Here is an 18,557-nt window from a genome sequence, read left to right as displayed (position 1 = left end):
GCATGAACACGCTCGCAAGCAACGCAAAACCCACCAGCATCCTCTATCTCGACGGCGTTTCCGTCTCCTTCGATGGCTTCAAGGCGCTGAATTCGCTGTCCTTCGTCGTCGAACCCGGCGAGCTTCGCGCCATCATCGGCCCGAACGGTGCGGGCAAGACGACGATGATGGATATCATCACCGGCAAGACCCGGCCGGATTCCGGCGAGGTCTTCTTCAAGGGCATGATCGACCTTACCCAGAAAGACGAGGCCGAAATCGCCCAGCTCGGCATCGGCCGAAAATTCCAGAAGCCGACGGTCTTCGAGAGCCACACCGTCTGGGACAATCTGGAACTGGCGCTGAACCGCAACCGCGGCGTTTTTTCGACGCTGTTCTATCGCCTGACCGCCGAGGACAAGGCGCGCATCGAAGAAATCCTCTCGACCGTACGCCTCATGAACCGCAAGGACGATTTTGCTGCCAATCTCAGCCACGGTCAGAAACAATGGCTGGAGATCGGCATGCTGCTGGCGCAGGAGCCGGAGCTGCTGCTGGTCGACGAACCCGTCGCCGGCATGACGGATGCCGAGACGGCGGAGACAGCGATCCTGCTCAAGGAAATCGCCAAGACCCGCTCGGTCGTCGTCGTCGAGCACGACATGGGCTTCATCCGCGATCTCGGCGTGAAGGTGACCTGCCTTGCGGAAGGATCCGTGCTGGCGGAAGGCTCGATAGACTTCGTCAGCGCTGACCAGAAGGTCATCGAGAACTATCTGGGGAGGTGAGGGTGTATTCGGTGTTCTTGTCGTTGGAATTCGCGGCTGTGATACCCCCCTCTGGCCTGCCGGGCATCTCCCCCTCAAGGGGGGAGATCGGATGGGGCGAGGCCCTGCCCATCACAGGCGTTGCCTTGGAACAATACGCCAGCCACCTGCCAATCTCCCCCCTTGAGGGGGAGATGGCCGGCAGGCCAGAGGGGGGTGTTGCCACCCGCTCGAACGGAGATATTTCATGCTGACCGTCGAAAAAGCCAACCTCCACTACGGCGCCGCCCAGGCGCTGCGCGGCATCTCGCTCACCGCCGAGATGGGCAAGATCACCTGCGTGCTCGGCCGCAACGGCGTCGGCAAATCCAGCCTCTTGCGCGCCATCACCGGCCAGCACCCGCTGTCATCAGGCACCGTCACATTCAACGACGTGAAGCTCGACGGCATGGCGCCCTACAACCGGGCCAAACACGGCATCGGCTATGTGCCGCAGGGCCGCGAAATCTTCCCGCTGCTCACCGTCAAGGAAAACCTCGAATCCGGCTATGCCCCCGTCAAGCGCTCGGACCGCTTCATCCCGAACGAGATCTTCAGCCTGTTCCCGGTGCTGCAATCCATGCTCGGCCGGCGCGGCGGGGATCTGTCCGGCGGCCAGCAGCAGCAGCTCGCCATCGGCCGGGCGCTGGTGACGCGGCCCAAGATCCTCGTGCTCGACGAGCCGACCGAGGGCATCCAGCCGTCGATCATCAAGGATATCGGCCGGGCGATCCAATATCTGCGCGATTCCACCGGCATGGCCATCCTGCTCGTCGAGCAGTACCTCGATTTCTGCCGCGAGCTGGCCGACCACGTCTACATCATGGATCGCGGCGAGATCGTGCACGAGGGCGCCGCCGAAACGCTCGACACGCCGGAAGCCCGCCGGCACCTGACGGTGTGATTCCTACTGCGCGCTCTTGATCTCGGTGCGCAGGTCACGCGCCTTCAGGAAATTCGGGTTGAGCCGCAGGGCGTATTCCAGGTCCGCCAGCGCCTTCGCCGTCTCGCCCTTCTTCCGGTAGGCGGTGGCGCGGCCGTAATAGGTCTCTTCGTCGTCGAATTTCATCTGGATGGCCGTTTCGAAATCGGCGATCGCCTCGTCGTAGCGTCCGGTTTCCACCAGCACGATGCCGCGATTGTGCCGGGCGTTTCTTTGCCGCGGGTTCAGCGCGAGCGCCTGGTCGAGGTCCGCCATCGCCTCCTTGAGCTTGCCGTCGCGCCGGTAGACTTCCGCGCGGTTGTTATAGGTGTCGGCATTCCTGGGATTGAGCGCAATTGCGGCATTGAGGTCCGCATAGGCCTTGTCGAACTCGCCGAGCCGGTAGAGCGTGAAGCCGCGGGCCGACAGCGATCCGTCATCCTTCGCATCGAGCGCCAGGGCCTTGTCGAAACTGGCAACGGCAAGCCGACCCTCGCCGCTTTCCGATTGCGCCACGCCGAGATTGCGCAGCGAGACGACGCGGGCGGGATCAAGGTCGAGCGCCCGGTTGAAATCCGCGATCGCCGCCGCGTAATCCCGCTTCCGCAGATAGGCGACGCCGCGCATGTCGTAATAGCCGGGGTTCCGGACGTCGATCCGGATGGCTTCGGAGAGATCGGCGATGCCCGCGTCCACCTCTCCCATCTCCAGCCGGGTGGAGCCGCGGCTTTGCAGGGTCTCGGCGCGTTTCGGTTCGAGCATCAGGGCCTGGTCGTAATCGGCCATGGCGCGCGAAAAATCGCCCTTCATCGCATGGGCCGAGCCGCGCGAATTGTAGGAATTGGCGGTCGGGCGGCGCAGGATCGCCTCGTCGAAATCGGCAATGCCCTTGTCGACATCGCCGAGCCGCACATGGGCGACGCCGCGGTTCTGGTAGCTGTCGGCCCGGGTCGGATCGAGCGTCAGGGCCGCGTCGAAATCCGGCACCGCCTTTATGAGGTCGCCGGCCAGCAGATAGGCCATGCCGCGGTTGTGGCGGGCGGTCGCGTTGTCGGGCACGAGCTCGACAACGGCCGTGAAATCGGCGATCGCCTTGTCGAACCGGCCCGCCTGCAAATGCAGCTTGCCGCGTTCATTGTAGGGGACGGCATTCTTCGGATCGAGCCGGATCGCCCGGTCGAAGTCGGCGATCGTCTGGCCGGCAGCGGCATCGCCGCCACTTTGCTGGGCCTCGGCGGCGGGCGAAAGGGCCAGCCAGAGCGCGATTGCGCCAATTGCAGCTTTCATGCCGATCCTCCGTTTACGGCAAGTTTCGCGGATCGCCCGTCGGCCCCCCCCCGAGCGATCCGACCGGATGTTAGGACATTCCGAACCGCTTCGCCGTGGCGAAGGTGCAACTGTTGCTGATGATTGTGCTCAGGACTCGCCCTTGGCGGAAAATTCCCGCCGCACGATGCCGTGGCGCTGGAGCTTGTCGTAGAAGGTTTTGCGCGGGATGCCGAGGGCCGCGATCGTTTCCTGCACGTCGCCGCCATGGGCCGACAGCGTGTCGCGAATGATCTCCGCCTCCAGCCGCTCCAGCCGCTCGGGCAGCGTGCCGCCGGCATCGGCAACGGGTGGGGCCGGCGTGGCTGCCGAAGGCATCAGGCCCAGCACCGCACGCTCGGCGAAATGGGAGAGCTCCCGCACATTGCCCGGCCAGTCGTGCGCGCGCAGATGGCGCAGGATTTCGGCCGAAAGCCCGGGTGCGGCGCGCTGGAAGCGCCGGGCGGCGCGTTCGGCGAAATAGCTGAAGAGCAGCGGAATGTCGTCGCGCCGCTCGCGCAGCGGCGGGATGGCGAGCGACACGACGTTCAGGCGATAATAGAGGTCCTCGCGAAAGGCCTTGCGCTGGGCGGGATCGGCAAGGTCCACCTTGGCGGCGGCGACGATGCGGATGTCGACCGGCCGCACCTCGTTGGTGCCGAGCGGCGTCACCTCGCGCAGTTCCAGCACGCGCAGCATCTGGATCTGCGTCGAGAGCGGCATGCTTTCCAGCTCGTCGAGAAACAGCGTGCCGCCACTCGAATGTTCGATGCGGCCGATGCGCTTCTTCTGCGCGCCGGTGAAGGCGCCGGGCTCGTGGCCGAACAGCTCGCTCTCGATCACCTGTTCGGGCAGCGCGCCGCAATTGAGCGCCACGAAATGGCCCTTCGCCCTGCGGCTCCAGCCATGCAGCAGGCGGGCGACCACCTCCTTGCCGCTGCCCGTCTCACCCGTCACCAGCACGTCGACATCGGTATCGGCGATCTGCCGCAATGTCTGGCGCAGGCGGTCCATCACCGGCGTCTGGCCGATCAGCGGAAAGTCGTCCTCCGCCTGGCGCGCGGCCTCGCGCAGGCGGCGGTTTTCCAGCACGAGGCCGCGTTTTTCCGCGGCGCGGCGCACGCACTGGATCAGCCGTTCCGCCGGGAAAGGTTTGGCGATGAAGTCGTAGACGCCGTCCTGGATCGCCTTGACGGCGGTCGGGATATCGCCGTGGCCGGTGACGAGGATGACGGGAATTTCGGCGTCGAGGGCCTGGATGCGCTCGAAAAGCTGGAGGCCGTCCATGCCCGGCATGCGGATGTCGGAGACGACGACGCCGGCAAAATCCCGGTCGAGCATGCCGAGCGCGTCCGTGGCGGCACCGAGCGGCGAGACGTCGAAACCCGCCAGTTCCAGCGTCTGGGCGGTGGCGCGCAGGAGCTGCCGGTCGTCGTCGATGAGGAGCACGGGCGTCGTCATGCCGGCGCCTTTCTGAGATGGACCTTGAAGCAGGCGCCCCGCTCGCCCGTCTCCACCTCCAGCCGCCCGCCATAATCGGAGACGATGTCCTTGGCGATGACGAGGCCGAGGCCGAGGCCCTTTTCCTTCGATGTGTTGAAGGGCTCGAACAGCGAGCCCAGAATGGCGGGCGACAGGCCGGGGCCGTTGTCGGCGACGGCGATAACCACGTCCCCATTGATAATGACCGACACGTCGACGCGGCCGTCCGCCCGGTCCTCCACGGCCTCCAGCGCGTTCTGGAAGAGGTTGATGAACACCTGCTCCAGCCGCAGCCGGTTGCCCATGACGCTCAGCCCTTCCGGCAGCGGCGCGATGATCAGACGTTCCAGCCGGCCGGTAAAGCGGCTGCGCAGCAGCATGATCGCGCCATCGATGACATCGCGCAGCGCCACCGGCTCCTCGCCGGAGCGGCCCTTGCGGGCGAGCGCCTTGAGGTCTTCGGTGATCGTCGCGATACGGTCGGTGAGGTCGGCGATGAGGCCGAGGTTTTCCAGCACCGGCTCCGGCTTGCTGCGCGCCAGGAAGACCTTGGAATTGTCGGCATAGGCGCGGATGGTGGCGAGCGGCTGGTTGATTTCATGCGCCACGCCCGCCGCCACCTGGCCGAGAATGGCGAGACGATTCGCCTGTACCAGATCCTGCTGCACGGCCTGCAGCTTCGTCTCGGTCTCGCGGTGGTCGGCGATTTCGGCTTGCAGGTGGTCGCGGGCGAGGCTGAGGTCGCGGGTGCGCGCGATCACGCGGCGTTCCAGTTCCTCGCGCGCGGCCTGATCGCGGGCGATGGTGGCGAGCGCCATCTGGCGGCGGCGCAGCCAGATGGCGGCGGCAAGCGTGATCGCGCCGAGCGCCAGCACGGCCAGAAGCCGCGCCTCGCGCATGCCGGTCGCGACGGCGTCGGCGACGGGCACCAGATATTCGAACTGCCAGGGCGTGGTGGCGACCGGCGTGGTGATGCGCAGATAGGCCTCCGCGCCGCCGCCCGGCTGCACGGCGCGGATGACGCGGCTGTCCGCCGTCTCCTCGAAGGGCAGCGGAGCCAGCGGCGCCTCGCCGAATTGCAGGCTTTCGCGAATGGCGGCAAGGCTTTCAGGGGGCAGCCGCTCGGTCGTCATGAAGCGCCAGGAGGGGATGCTGGTGATCAGCACCACATGGTCGGCATCGACGACATAGGAGGGGCGCTGCGTCTCGTGCCAGTCCCGTTCGAGCTGGTCGAATTCCATCTTGACCACGACGACGCCGAGCGGTGCCGCGGCCGGGCCGATGCGGTGCGAGATGTAGAGGCCGGGCCGCTTGCTGACCGAGCCCAGCGCAAAATGCTCGGCCGCGCCCTCCGCCATCGCGCGGGAAAAATAGGCGCGGAAGGAATAGTCGTTGCCGACGAAGCTGGTCGGCTCGCGCCAGTTGCTCGCCGAAATCGCCACGCCCTTCGGATCGATGACATAGATCACGGCCGCGCTGGTGCCGGCGACGAGATCCTCGAGCTTACGGTCGAGGAAGCTGCGTTTCGCGGGGTCGGCGCCCGCCAGCGCCTCCGTGACATCCCGGTCGCGCGACAGCAGGAAGGGCAGCGCCCGCGGCCGCTCCAACACGGCGCGCAGCAGCGCCACCTTGAGGTTCGCATCCGTGCGGCCCTGCGCCTCCAGCGTCGAGAGAGCAGCCGAGCGGCCATAGACGCCGGCGGTGTAGAGCGCCGCGATCGACACCAGCAGCAGCACGAGGGCAAACGCCACCCATTGCCGCCGCGTCGCGCGGGAGAGAGTCTTCTGCGTGCTGGTTTGCGCGGGCGCGTCCATCGGGGATTTTGAGCATGAAACCGCACGATTGGCAAGAAAGCCCGTGCGGATATCCGCACAGATGCTGAGGTCTCGCTTCAAGCCCAAAAAACTAAATCCAGTTATTTCAATAACTTAATCGATAATTCGCGAACTGGCACGCCCCTTGCTGAGTTTGTTGCAGTTTCAGCGAGTCACCCTGGGAAGAGCCGGTTTTCCGGTTGGGGTGCAAAGGAGGAAGTCATGCATATTCCGTCTGCAGACGCGCAACCGCGTGCCAAAATCCCGTTCTACCGCCACCTCTATGTCCAGGTCATCGTCGCCATCGTCGCCGGCATGCTGGTCGGCCATTATTATCCCGATTTCGGCGCCAGCCTGAAGCCGCTCGGCGATGCCTTCATCAAGCTCGTCAAGATGATCATTGCCCCGGTGATCTTTCTCACGGTCGCGACCGGCATTGCCGGCATGTCGGACCTGAAGAAGGTGGGCCGCGTCGCCGGCAAGGCGATGCTGTACTTCCTCACCTTCTCGACGCTGGCCCTGGTCGTCGGCATGATCGTCGCCAATGTCATCCAGCCGGGTGCGGGCATGCATATCGATCCCGCCTCGCTCGATGCCAATGCGGTGGCGACCTATGCCTCCAAGGCGCATGAATCGACCATCACCGGCTTCCTGATGAACATCATCCCGCAGACCATCGTCGGCGCCTTCGCCGAGGGCGATATCCTGCAGGTGCTCTTCTTCTCGGTGCTGTTCGGCATCGCGCTCGGCATGGTCGGCGAACAGGGCAAGCCGGTCGTCGATTTCCTCCAGGCGTTGACGAGCCCGATCTTCCGGCTGGTCGCCATCCTCATGAAGGCCGCCCCCATCGGTGCCTTCGGCGCCATGGCGTTCACCATCGGCAAATATGGCATCGGTTCGGTCGCCAACCTCGCCTTCCTGATCGCCACCTTCTACCTCACCGCCTTCCTCTTCGTCTTCGTCGTGCTGGGCGCGGTCGCCAAATACAACGGCTTCTCCATCCTGGCGCTCATCCGCTACATCAAGGAAGAGCTGCTGCTCGTGCTCGGCACGTCCTCGTCCGAGGCCGCCCTTCCGGGCCTGATGCAGAAGATGGAACGCGCCGGCTGCAAGCGCTCGGTCGTCGGCCTGGTCATCCCGACGGGCTATTCGTTCAACCTCGACGGCACCAACATCTACATGACGCTCGCAGCCCTCTTCATCGCCCAGGCGGTCGATATCAACCTGTCGTTCGGCGACCAGGTGCTGCTGCTGCTCGTCGCGATGCTCAGCTCCAAGGGTGCCGCCGGCATCACGGGTGCGGGCTTCATCACGCTGGCGGCGACACTCTCGGTCGTGCCCTCCGTGCCGGTCGCCGGCATGGCGTTGATCCTCGGCATCGACCGCTTCATGTCGGAATGCCGCGCACTCACAAACTTCATCGGCAATGCCGTCGCCACCATCGTCGTCGCCCGCTGGGAAAACGAACTCGACGTCGAGAAACTCAACGAGGCGCTCAGCGGCGGCCGCGAGCCCATCGCCGACACGCCGGTGCTGCAGCCGGCCGAGTGAACCTCAGCCTTTCGAGACACGTGCAACCCCGCGAAAGCGGGGTTGTCTTTTTTTGGGGGAACGTCACGCCGAGCGGCGCAGCATCAGGTCGGACTTCAGCAGGATCTGGTCCTTGGTCGAGGCCGGGTCTTCCGTGTCGCTGAGCTTGCGCAGCAGGAGCTCGATCGCCAGCCGGCCGATCTCGTTGTAGTTCTGCGCCACCGTGGTGATGGGCGGGCAGGCATATTGCGACAGCGGGTGGTCGTCATGGCCGGCGACGCGCAGGTCGTAATCCGCGCCGTGGCCGACCTTCAGCCCGCGCTGCCAGGCGGCCGCGATGACGCCGAAGGCGAGGCGGTCGTTGGCGCAGAGGATGGTGCGCGAGGCGAGCGCATCCGGCTTCTCGAAGAGGCGGCTTGCCTCCTCGAAGGCGAAACGCTCGAAATCCCAGGTGGTGGCGTTTGCGACGGGCAGGATATGCGGCTCGACATTCAGCCGCGCCATCGCCTCGCGATAGGCGCTGAGGCGGGTGGCGGCATTGGTGTTGACGCTCGGCATGCCGAAATAGCAGGGCGGCTCGCCGGAGCGGCAGAGATAGTCGACGATCAGCCCGAAACTCTGGCGGTTGTCCGTGCCGACGAAGGCGGAGGTCTCGTCGATCGGGGAATCGACATAGACCAGCGGGATGGACTGGCCGAGCTGCTCCAGCGTCTGGCGCGCGCCCACGCCGAGCGGCGCGATGATGGCGCCCGCCACGTTCATCGACTTGAAGGTCCTGATCGCATTGTCCTCCATCTCCTTGCGCCCGTCGGAGGAGAGCACGAAGGCGAGGAAACCGGCCTCGTTGGCGATGAGCTCGATGCGCCGCGTCAGCGCCATGTAGAACGGGTCGGTGGAGTTGGGAATGACCACGCCGAGGATGTTGGAGCGGCGGCGGTTGAGATTTACGGCAAAGATGTTCGGCCGGAAGCCGGATTTCTTCAACGCCTCCTCGATCACGTCGCGCGTCTTCTTGCGCACGGAGGAGGGGTCGTTGAAGTATTTCGACACCGTCGGCCGGGAGAGGCCGGCGAATTCGGAAAAATCCTCCATGGTCCTGATCGACTTGGCCAAGCCTGGCGCTCCTTGCGGGTTCTGCTCTCGCCTTCTTAGAGCATTTCCGCTTTTCTCCGAATCGCGAAAACGCTTTATTCCTTTGTTTTCCGCAATTTCCGGACTCAGTCGGCGACGAATTGCACCTTCATCGTGGCCGGGTCCGTCGGCTTCTTCGTGAAGAAGGGAAGAATGTCGGCGAGCGGCAGCCGGTGCGAGACGAGTTTCGCCATGCGGCCGTCGTCCCGCTTGAGGATGTCCAGCGCATCGGGGATGTTGCGGTTCAGCGAATGGGAGCCGACGAGTTTCAGCTGGCGGCGGAAGATCTCGAAGGGCGCGACCGAGATGCGGGCATCCGGCGCGCAGACGCCGAAGACGAGCGCCGTGCCGCCATCGGCGAGAAGATCGATCATGCCTTCCACGACGCTGGCAATGCCGGTGGCGTCAGCCACGAAATCGTAGGAGCGCCGCTTGGCCGCCAGCGCCTGCGACCCCGAGACGATGCCGCCGAGGCCGAGTTCGGCGGCGAAGGCGAGGCGGCTTTCGTTGATGTCGGCGACCGTGACGTTTTCCGCGCCCTCCGCCTTCAACGACAGTGCCAGGAAGAGCCCGATCGGCCCCGCGCCGATGACCAGCGCATCCTTGGGCATCGGCGCGCCGTGGCGCAGGCCCGCGGCACCCAGCCCGTTCAGCACGCAGGCGAGCGGTTCGGCAAGTGCTGCGACGGAATAGGGCATGTCGCCGATGGCGTGCAGGTGCTCGGCGCGCACCACGCTGTATTCGGCAAAGCCGCCGTCATGCGACACGCCATAGGCCTTGAGGTCGCGGCAGAGGTTGGTCAGCCCCTTGCGGCAGGACGGGCAGGTGCCGCAGGGCAGGTTCGGATCGACGGCGACGCGGTCGCCGGTGCGGAACCCGGTGACATCGGCGGCAAGCGCCGCGATCTCGCCGGCATATTCATGGCCCGGCACCACCGGAAAGGCGCCGTCGCCGTAGCGGGCGTGCAGCACGTCGATATCCGTGTGGCAGAGGCCGGCGGCCTTGACCTTGACCAGCGCATGGCCGGCGGGCAGGTCACCGAGGTCGAGCTCGGCAAGCGACGCCTCGCCCTTGCCGGTGAAGCGGATCGCCTTCATCAGCTCATCCAGTTCCCGCCGTCGACATTGTATGTCTGGGCGAGGATGTAGTCGCTGTCCCTGGAGGCGAGGAAGACGGCGAGGCCCTTGATGTCGTCCGGCGTGGCGAAACGGCCGATCGGCACGGATTTCGCGACCGAGGCCTTCTTCTCGCCCGGCTTCAGCCCTTCCCATTCGGCGAATTTCGCATCCACCACATCCCAGTGCTCGCCATCGACGACGCCCGGCGCAATCGCATTGACGTTTATGCCGTGTTTGACGAGGGCGAGTGCGGCCGATTGCGTCGCCGAAATGATCGCGGCCTTGGAGGCGCAGTAGAGCGTCACCAGCGCCTCGCCGCGGCGGCCGGCCTGGCTTGCCATGTTGATGATCTTGCCGCCGCGCCCGCGCGCGATCATCACATTGGCGACCGCCTTCATGGTGAACAGCGGCCCCTTGAGATTGACATCGAAGACGCGATCGTAACTCTCCTCGGTGATCGCCTGGATGGGCGCCATGTCGAAGATCGCGGCATTGTTGACGAGGATGTCGATGCCGCCGAAATCCGCGTCGACCTTTTTGACGACGGCGTCGATGTCGGCGAGGTTGGTGACGTCGAGCTTGATGGCGCTGGCCGCAGGACCAATCGCGGCGGCCGCTTCGCTGGCGCGCGTGAGGTTGATATCGGCGATGACGACGCGCGCGCCCTCGGCGACGAAGGCTTCCGCAAAGCCGAGGCCGATGCCGCGTGCGCCGCCGGTGATGAGGGCTATCTTGTCCTGCAATCTCATGTGTCTCTCCATCCGGTCGCCTGGCGAGGCCGGTTCAAAAGCATAGTCTGGCATTCGAGAAACCCGGCGCCAAGGCGCCGGGCTCCTGGGAGGACCCGCGGCCAGGCCGCGGGCTGAAACCCTACTTGATGTAGCCGGCGCGCGTCATGTCGCGCTCGACCTGGGTCTGCGAAGCGTCCAGCGCCGCATCCACCGTCTGCTGCCCGGCAAGGGCCGCGCTCACCTGCTGGCCGACGAAGGTGCCGATCGCCTGGAATTCCGGAATGGCGACGAACTGCACGCCGGTATAGGGCACCGGATCCTTGGTTGGCTTCGACGGATCGGCCGACAGGATCGCCTGCAGCACGGTTTCGGCGAAGGGGGCCGCCTTCTGGTATTCGGCAAGCGCATAGGTGGATTTGCGCGTGCCCGGCGGCACGGCGACCCAGCCTTCGCTTTCGCCGACCAGCTTCACATAGTCCTTCGACGTCGCCCATTTCAGGAAGGATTTCGCCACGTCGGCCTTCTGCGAGGTTGCCGGAATGGCGAGGTTCCACGACCAGGACCAGCTCGATCCGTTGGCCGTCTCGGCGATCGGCGAGCGCGTGAAGGCGATCTTGTCGGCCACCTGGCTCTGCTTGGGATCATAGACGCGGCCTGCCGCGGACGTGGCGTCGATCCACATGGCGCAACGGCCGGTGGCAAACAGCGTCTGGTTCTCGTTGAAGCCGTTGGCGGTGGCGCCCTGCGGGCCGTATTCGCTCAGCAGCGCCACATAGTCGGTGATCGCCTTCTTCCACGGCTCGGAGTTCAGCTGCGGCTTCCAGTCCATGTCGAACCAGCGGCCGCCATAGGCGTTCACCATGGTGCCGACGAAGGCCATGTTCTCGCCCCAGCCCGGCTTGCCGCGCAGGCAGATGCCATATTGCTGCTTGTCCTTGTCGGTGAGCTTTGCGGCGAATTCCTTGATCTGCTCGTAGGTCGGCTGTTCCGGCATGGTCAGGCCGGCGGCGTCGAACAGGTCCTTGCGGTAGAGCGTGAACGAGCTTTCCGTGTAGAACGGCACGGCATAGAGCTTGCCGTCGACGGTCAGGCCCGCCTTGATCGGCTCCAAGAGGTCGGCATAGTCGTAGTCGTCGCCGAGATCGTCGACCGGCGTCAGCCAGCCCTGCTTGCCCCAGATCGGCGCTTCGTAGCCGCCGATGGTCATGATGTCGAACTGGCCGCCCTTGGTGGCGATGTCGGTCGTCACGCGCTCGCGCAGCACGTTTTCCTCCAGAACGATCCAGTTGATCTTGTTGCCGGTTTCCTTCTCCCAGGCGGCCGACAGCTTCTGCATGATGATCATGTCGCCATTGTTGACGGTGGCGATGCTGATCTCCTCGGCCTGCGCCAGCCCGGCTGCAAGGGCAAACACGGCAGTCGACGAGAGAATGCGGGTAAGGGTCCTCATGAGTCCGTTCCTCCTTTACGGATGCACACGCATAAAGCTACATGCGTAAATTTTTATCAGGCAAGAGCGGCTGAATTGTCAAGTGGCAAATCCGCCCGGCTTTTTAGCCACGTCCGTCGAGACTTCCTAAATACCTGAAAATATACCGCTAATTTCATTTCTGTTTTGCAATGCGGAATTACGCTTGCTGCAATGCGGCATTTCGCGGCCACGATCAATTGTTTACGCGTGTAAATTATCTTGACTTTTCCGTGACCAATCCGCACTCTCCGGGAAAGAATGGATGCGCCCGCAGGGAGAGAGCATTGGCAGGAAAAAGCATTTTGGCGCCGGAGGCCCTGGGGCCGACGGTCACGGTCGGCGAAATCCTCGTCGAAATCATGGCCACCACCATCGGCGCCGGGTTTTTGGCGCCGCAATCCCTCATCGGGCCGTTTCCGAGCGGCGCGCCGGCCATCTTCATCGACCAGGTGGCGAAGATCGGCGGGGCGGCGGGCATCGTCTCGGCCGTCGGTGACGACGATTTCGGCACGCTCAATGTCGCGCGCCTGCGGGACGACGGCGTGGACGTTTCCGCCATCGCCACCATCGCGGGCAAGCCCACCGGCAGCGCCTTCGTGCGCTATCGGCCGGACGGCGCGCGCGACTTCGTCTTCAACATCACCCATTCCGCCGCCGGCGACACGCGCATGACCGAGGCGGCGCGCGCCCTCATCGCGCGGGCCGGCCACGTGCATGTCATGGGCTCGGCGTTCGCCATTCCGGGCATCGCCGAAATCCTCCTCGAAGCGATCGCCGTGGTGAAGGCGCGCGGCGGCTCGGTCTCCTTCGATCCGAACATCCGCAAGGAGCTGGTGCAGGGTGAGGCGGGGCGCAGGCTGATCGACGACGTGCTCGCCGCCACCGATCTGCTGCTGCCGTCGGGCGACGAATTGCTGGTCGCGGCCGGCGAGGCGACGGAAGCGGCGGCGGTCGAACGCCTGCTGGCGCTCGGCATCGGCGAGATCGTGCTGAAGCGCGGCAGCGAGGGCTCCAGCCATTTCAGCACGGCCTTCGGCCGCGTCGATTGCGCGGCCTTCAGCGTGGAGGAAATCGACCCGACCGGGGCAGGCGACTGTTTCGGCGCCGCATATCTGACGAGCCGCCGCGCCGGCCTGCCGCCGGCCGCAGCACTTCTCTACGCCAATGCCGCGGGCGCGCGCACGGTGACGAAACAGGGGCCGATGGAGGGTGTGTCCGGCAAGGCAGAACTCGACCGCTTCATAGCGGCCGCCGGCCGGGAGATCGACGCATGAGCACCGTCCTCACCGGCCTCGCCGGCGCCCGCCGCGCCGGGCTGCCCTACGGCATCGCCTCCATCTGCTCCGCCCATCCGACCGTGCTGCGCGCGGCCCTTCGCCGTGCGGCGAAAAATGGCGGGCCGGTGCTCATCGAGGCGACCTGCAACCAGGTCAACCAGTTCGGCGGTTATACCGGCATGACGCCCGCCGATTTCATCGGTTTCGTCGAGGGCATCGCCCGCGAGGAGGGGGTGGCGCGTGAACAGATCCTGTTCGGCGGCGATCATCTCGGGCCCAATCCCTGGCGCAAGGAGCCGGCGGCGATCGCGCTGAAGAAGGCCGCCGACATGGTGGACGCCTATGTCGCGGCGGGTTTCACCAAAATCCATCTCGACGCCTCGATGGGCTGCGCGGGCGAACCCGTGGCACTGGACGACGACACCGTGGCCGAGCGGGCCGCGACCCTCTGCGCCGTCGCCGAAACGGCGGCCGCACGGGCCGGCCTCGCCCCGCCCGTCTATATCCTCGGCACGGAAGTGCCGGTGCCCGGCGGTGCCGACCACGCGCTCTCGACCGTCGAGCCGACATCGCCCGCCGCGGCGCGAGAAACGATCGCCGTACACCGCGCCGCCTTCGGCAAGGCGGGGCTCGACGCGGCTTTCGCCCGCGTCATCGCCTTCGTCGTACAGCCCGGCGTCGAATTCGGCAGCGACAATGTCATCGCCTACGATCCGCCGCGCGCCGCAGCCTTGAGCGCTCTGCTCGGCGAGGAGCCCGCGCTGGTCTTCGAGGCCCATTCCACCGATTACCAGACGGAGGCCGCACTCGCCGCCCTCGTGCGAGACGGCTATCCCATCCTGAAAGTCGGCCCCGGCCTGACCTTCGCCTACCGGGAAGCGCTCTACGCGCTCGACCTCGTCGCCTCCGACCTCGTGCCCGGCTACGGCGACCGTCCGCTCGCCAGGGCCATGGAAGCCCTGATGACGGCGGCACCCGGCTATTGGAGCGGCTACTACCACGGCGACGAGACCGCGCTGCGCATCCAGCGCCATTTCAGCTACAGCGACCGCATCCGCTATTACTGGACACGCCCCGAGGCGGAGGCCGCGGTCGCGGCGCTGATGACGGCGCTCGAGGGCGTGCGCATCCCGGAAACGGTGCTGCACCAATACCTGCCGCAGATAGAGGGCACCAATGCCGGCGACATCCTCGTCGCCGCCGTGGACCGGGTGCTCGCCGTCTATGACGGCGCCTGCCGTCCGTAAAACGCCAAACACTGAACACGAAAAAGGGCGCCCGACAAAGGCATGAAACCTCTCCGCCGTCATGCTCGGGCCTGTCCCGAGCATCTGCAAACTTTTGATTTTATTGATGTCGTTAGATCCTCGGCACAAGGCCGAGGATGACGACATCTTCCCATGGAGGGTTTGTCAGCAGTCTGAGGGCGGCCGATTGGCCGCCCTTTTGCTGTTCGTTCCTGCCTGCCGCCCGTCAGTGATGGGCGACCGCAGCGACCTTCGGCTCATCGCCTTCCATCGTCGACTTGCCGTGCTGCACCAGCGGGCGGTTGCCCGTCAGGCGGCGCATCAGCACGTAGAAGACCGGCGTCATGAAGATGCCGAAGAAGGTGACGCCGATCATGCCGGAGAACACGGCAAGGCCCATGGCGGCGCGCATTTCGGCACCGGCACCCGTCGACAGAACCAGCGGCACGACACCCATGATGAAGGCCATGGAGGTCATCAGGATCGGGCGCAGGCGCAGGCGGCTGGCCTCGATTGCGGCCTGGACCGGCGTCCTCCCCTCGAATTCCAGCTCGCGCGCGAATTCGACGATGAGGATGGCGTTCTTCGCCGATAGTCCCACCAGCACCACGAGGCCGATCTGGGTGAAGACGTTGTTGTCCCCGCCCGTGTACCAGACCCCGGCGAGTGCGGCGAGCACGCCCATGGGCACGATCAGGATGATGGCGATCGGCAGCGTCAGGCTTTCATATTGCGCGGCGAGCACCAGGTAGACCAGGAGCAGCGCCAGCGGGAAGACGAAGATGCTCGAATTGCCGGCAAGGATCTGCTGGTAGGTCAGGTCCGTCCACTCGAAGTCGATGCCCGCGGGCAGGGTTTCGGCAGCGATCTTTTCCACCGCGGCCTGCGCCTGGCCGGAGGAGAAGCCCGGCGCCGGCCCGCCATTGATGTCGGCGGCGAGGAAGCCGTTGTAGCGCGTGGTGCGCTCCGGCCCCGTCGTGGCGTCGACCTTCAGGAGGGCCGCAAGCGGGATCATCTCGCCCGATTGCGACCGCACCTTGAGCTGGCCGATGTCTTCCGGCTTGGCGCGGAAGGCGGAGTCCGCCTGCACGCGTACGGAGTAGGTGCGGCCGAAGGCATTGAAGTCGTTGACGTAGAGCGAGCCCAGATAGATCTGCAAGGTCTCGAAGACGTCCGTCACCCGCACGCCGAGCTGTTGCGCCTTGGAACGGTCGAGGTCGGCGTAAAGCTGCGGCACGTTGATCTGGAAGCTGGAGAACAGGCCCGCCAGCTCCGGCGTCTGGTAGGCTTTCGCCAGGAAGGCCTGCGTCGCTTCATTGAGCGTGCCGTAACCAAGGCCGGCGCGGTCTTCGATCTGGAGCTTGAAGCCGCCCGTCGTGCCGAGGCCGTTGACCGGCGGCGGCGGGAACATGGCGATGAAGGCGTCCTGGATGCCCGCGAACTTCTGGTTCAGCTGCATGGCGATCGCGCCGCCGGACAGGTCCGGCGTCGTGCGCTCCTCGAAGTCGTCGAGGACGGCAAAGACGATGCCCGAGTTGGAGCCGATCGTAAAACCGTTGATCGACAGGCCCGGGAAGGCGATGGCATGCGCCACGCCCGGCTGCTCGAGCGCGATGTCGCTCATCTTCTTGATGACCTCTTCCGTGCGGTCGAGGGTGGCGCCGTCCGGCAGCTGGGCGAAGCCGACGAGGTACTGCTTGTCCTGCGCCGGCACGAAGCCGCCCGGCACGGCGTTGAAAACCGTATAGGTGGCGCCGACGAGGGCCAGATAGACGATCATGACCAGCGACTTGCGCGAGACGAGCCCGCCGACGCTGCGGCCGTAACCGTTGGAGGCAGCCCCGAAGAACCGGTTGAAGCCGCGGAAGAACCAGCCGAACAGGCCGTCCATGAAGCGCGTCAGCCAATCCTTCGGCGCATTGTGCTCCTTCAACAGGAGGGCGGCGAGAGCCGGCGAGAGCGTCAGCGAGTTGATCGCCGAGATGACGGTCGAAATCGCGATGGTCAGCGCGAACTGCCGGTAGAACTGGCCGGACAGGCCGCTGATGAAGGCGAGCGGCACGAAGACCGCGACGAGCACCAGCGCGATCGCGATGATCGGGCCGGACACTTCGCGCATCGCCCGGTAGGTGGCTTCGCGTGGCGAAAGCCCGTTCTCGATGTTGCGCTCGACGTTTTCGACGACGACGATCGCGTCGTCCACCACGATGCCGATCGCCAGCACGAGGCCGAAGAGCGTCAAGGCGTTCACCGAGAAGCCGAAGGCATACATCACCGCGAACGTGCCGATGATGGAGACCGGGACGGCGAGCAGCGGGATGATCGAGGCGCGCCAGGTCTGGAGGAAGACGATGACGACGAGCACGACCAGCGCGATGGCTTCGAGCAGCGTATCGACGACCTTTTCGATCGAGGCACGCACGAATTCCGTCGTGTCGTAGACGATCTCGTATTTCACGCCTTCCGGCATGGCGATCTGCAACTGGTCCATCGTGGCGCGGACATTGTCGGCGATCTCGATGGCGTTGGAGCCCGGCGCCTGGAGCACCGCGATGGCGACGGCCGGCTCGCCGTCGAGCAGCGAACGCAGCGTATAGTCGGCTGCACCCAGTTCGATGCGCGCGACGTCGCGAAGGCGGGTGATCTGGCCTTCCGCACCGGTCTTGACGATGATGTTGCCGAATTCCTCCGCCGTGCGCAGGCGCCCCTGGGCGTTGACGTTGAGCTGGAGGTCGACGCCGGTCGGCGTCGGCGAGGCGCCGATGATGCCGGCGGCGGCCTGCACGTTCTGCTCGCGGATGGCGTTGGAAATGTCGCTGGCCGCCAGCGCATGTTCGGCCGCCTTCTGCGGGTCGATCCACACGCGCATCGCATAGTCGCCTGCACCGAACACCTGGACCTGCCCGACGCCCTCGATGCGGGCGAGGCGGTCCTTGATGTTCAAGGTCGCGTAGTTGCGCAGGTAGGTGATGTCATAGCGGTCCGTCGTCGAGACGAGGTTGACCACCATGATGAAGTCCGGCGAGCTCTTGACCGTGGTGACGCCGAGGGCCCGCACTTCCGCCGGCAGGCGGGGTTCGGCCTGCGACACGCGGTTCTGCACGAGCTGCTGGGCCTTGTCCGGGTCGGTGCCGAGCTTGAAGGTCACCGTCAGCGTCAGCACGCCGTCGGAGGTCGCCTGGCTGTTCATGTAGAGCATGTCCTCGACGCCGTTGATCTGCTCTTCGAGCGGCGTCGCGACGGTCTCGGAAATGACGACGGGATTGGCGCCCGGATAGGTGGCGCGCACGACGATCGACGGCGGCACCACCTCGGGATATTCGGAAATCGGCAGCGCCCGCATGCCGATCAGGCCTGCGACCACGATGAGGATCGACAGCACCCCGGCAAAGACCGGGCGATCGATGAAGAAACGGGAGATGTTCATGACGAAAGGACCCCTCTCCAGGGATGAACGGACCCATCCGGCAAGCGATGCGCTGCCGGCGGGTGTTGGATTGTTGGTATTGGCGGTCGTTGCTCTCGACCGTTTGCCGTAGCACCCCCCTCTGGCCTGCCGGCCATCTCCCCCTCAAGGGGGGAGATTGGATGGAGCAGCGCTTTGCCCATATCCAGCGTTGCGGATTGAGCGGGGTTCTCGCCTCCTGCCGATCTCCCCCCTTGAGGGGGAGATGGCCGGCAGGCCAGAGGGGGGTGCTACGGCACCGTCGGCATAATGCTTATATCAAGGACGCCGCAGGCGCG

13 protein-coding genes are annotated in these 18,557 nt (G+C 65.5%); 5 read left to right on the top strand and 8 right to left on the bottom strand.

Translation table 11 applies throughout. The features are described from left to right. The first annotated feature begins 2 nt into the window (after positions 1–2). Entirely contained in the window at positions 3–767 is a 765-nt protein-coding gene (urtD, locus tag VGN93_RS21240) for an urea ABC transporter ATP-binding protein UrtD (protein ID WP_327509021.1), read from the top strand. A gap of 226 nt (positions 768–993) precedes the next feature. After that, positions 994–1,689 carry an urea ABC transporter ATP-binding subunit UrtE gene (gene urtE, locus VGN93_RS21235; RefSeq protein WP_327509020.1) on the top strand — a complete coding sequence of 232 codons (696 nt, stop codon included), beginning with the start codon at positions 994–996 and terminating at the stop codon, positions 1,687–1,689. Between the two features lie 3 nt (positions 1,690–1,692). Here urtE and VGN93_RS21230 read toward each other — a convergent pair whose 3' ends face one another. From VGN93_RS21230 to VGN93_RS21220, 3 genes are all read right to left on the bottom strand, one after another. Further along, the gene (locus tag VGN93_RS21230) at positions 1,693–2,994 is read right to left on the bottom strand and encodes a tetratricopeptide repeat protein (RefSeq protein WP_327509019.1); all 1,302 of its coding nucleotides are present in this window, start codon (positions 2,992–2,994) and stop codon (positions 1,693–1,695) included. A gap of 129 nt (positions 2,995–3,123) precedes the next feature. Further along, positions 3,124–4,473, bottom strand: coding sequence for a sigma-54 dependent transcriptional regulator (locus tag VGN93_RS21225; RefSeq protein WP_327509018.1), 1,350 nt, complete (start codon positions 4,471–4,473; stop codon positions 3,124–3,126). Further along, the gene (locus tag VGN93_RS21220; RefSeq protein WP_327509017.1) at positions 4,470–6,308 is read right to left on the bottom strand and encodes a sensor histidine kinase; all 1,839 of its coding nucleotides are present in this window, start codon (positions 6,306–6,308) and stop codon (positions 4,470–4,472) included. Before VGN93_RS21220 ends, VGN93_RS21225 begins: the two co-directional genes overlap by 4 nt. A gap of 222 nt (positions 6,309–6,530) precedes the next feature. Here VGN93_RS21220 and VGN93_RS21215 point away from each other — a divergent pair, with 222 nt between their 5' ends. Further along, positions 6,531–7,859: a dicarboxylate/amino acid:cation symporter gene (locus VGN93_RS21215; protein WP_327509016.1), complete on the top strand. Its 1,329-nt coding sequence runs from the start codon at positions 6,531–6,533 to the stop codon at positions 7,857–7,859. A gap of 63 nt (positions 7,860–7,922) precedes the next feature. Here VGN93_RS21215 and VGN93_RS21210 read toward each other — a convergent pair whose 3' ends face one another. The 4 genes from VGN93_RS21210 to VGN93_RS21195 all read right to left on the bottom strand — a co-directional run bounded on the left by VGN93_RS21210 (position 7,923) and on the right by VGN93_RS21195 (position 12,268). Continuing rightward, positions 7,923–8,930, bottom strand: a complete 1,008-nt coding sequence (locus VGN93_RS21210; protein ID WP_327509053.1) for a LacI family DNA-binding transcriptional regulator — start codon at positions 8,928–8,930, stop codon at positions 7,923–7,925. A gap of 125 nt (positions 8,931–9,055) precedes the next feature. Continuing rightward, complete coding sequence (locus VGN93_RS21205; RefSeq protein WP_327509015.1) at positions 9,056–10,066, bottom strand: zinc-dependent alcohol dehydrogenase family protein; 1,011 nt, start codon at positions 10,064–10,066, stop codon at positions 9,056–9,058. After that, positions 10,066–10,836, bottom strand: coding sequence for an L-iditol 2-dehydrogenase (locus tag VGN93_RS21200; protein WP_327509014.1), 771 nt, complete (start codon positions 10,834–10,836; stop codon positions 10,066–10,068). Before VGN93_RS21200 ends, VGN93_RS21205 begins: the two co-directional genes overlap by 1 nt. Before the next feature lie 121 nt (positions 10,837–10,957). Next, positions 10,958–12,268 carry a sugar ABC transporter substrate-binding protein gene (locus tag VGN93_RS21195; RefSeq protein ID WP_327509013.1) on the bottom strand — a complete coding sequence of 437 codons (1,311 nt, stop codon included), beginning with the start codon at positions 12,266–12,268 and terminating at the stop codon, positions 10,958–10,960. A gap of 305 nt (positions 12,269–12,573) precedes the next feature. Between VGN93_RS21195 and VGN93_RS21190 the strand changes: the two genes are divergently transcribed. Together VGN93_RS21190 and VGN93_RS21185 are read left to right on the top strand one after the other, a co-directional pair. After that, positions 12,574–13,563: a tagatose kinase gene (locus VGN93_RS21190; protein WP_414714138.1), complete on the top strand. Its 990-nt coding sequence runs from the start codon at positions 12,574–12,576 to the stop codon at positions 13,561–13,563. Then, the gene (locus tag VGN93_RS21185) at positions 13,560–14,813 is read left to right on the top strand and encodes a D-tagatose-bisphosphate aldolase, class II, non-catalytic subunit (RefSeq protein ID WP_327509012.1); all 1,254 of its coding nucleotides are present in this window, start codon (positions 13,560–13,562) and stop codon (positions 14,811–14,813) included. Before VGN93_RS21190 ends, VGN93_RS21185 begins: the two co-directional genes overlap by 4 nt. Positions 14,814–15,039: 226 nt before the next feature. Here VGN93_RS21185 and VGN93_RS21180 read toward each other — a convergent pair whose 3' ends face one another. Beyond that, positions 15,040–18,240, bottom strand: a complete 3,201-nt coding sequence (locus VGN93_RS21180) for a multidrug efflux RND transporter permease subunit (RefSeq protein ID WP_327509011.1) — start codon at positions 18,238–18,240, stop codon at positions 15,040–15,042. Positions 18,241–18,557 lie beyond the last annotated feature (317 nt).

This window comes from Shinella sp. (assembly GCF_035998705.1).
In the GTDB taxonomy this organism is placed as follows: domain Bacteria; phylum Pseudomonadota; class Alphaproteobacteria; order Rhizobiales; family Rhizobiaceae; genus Shinella.
The sequence above is the reverse complement of the archived record's forward strand: the minus strand, read 5'-3'. Positions and strand labels throughout refer to the sequence as shown.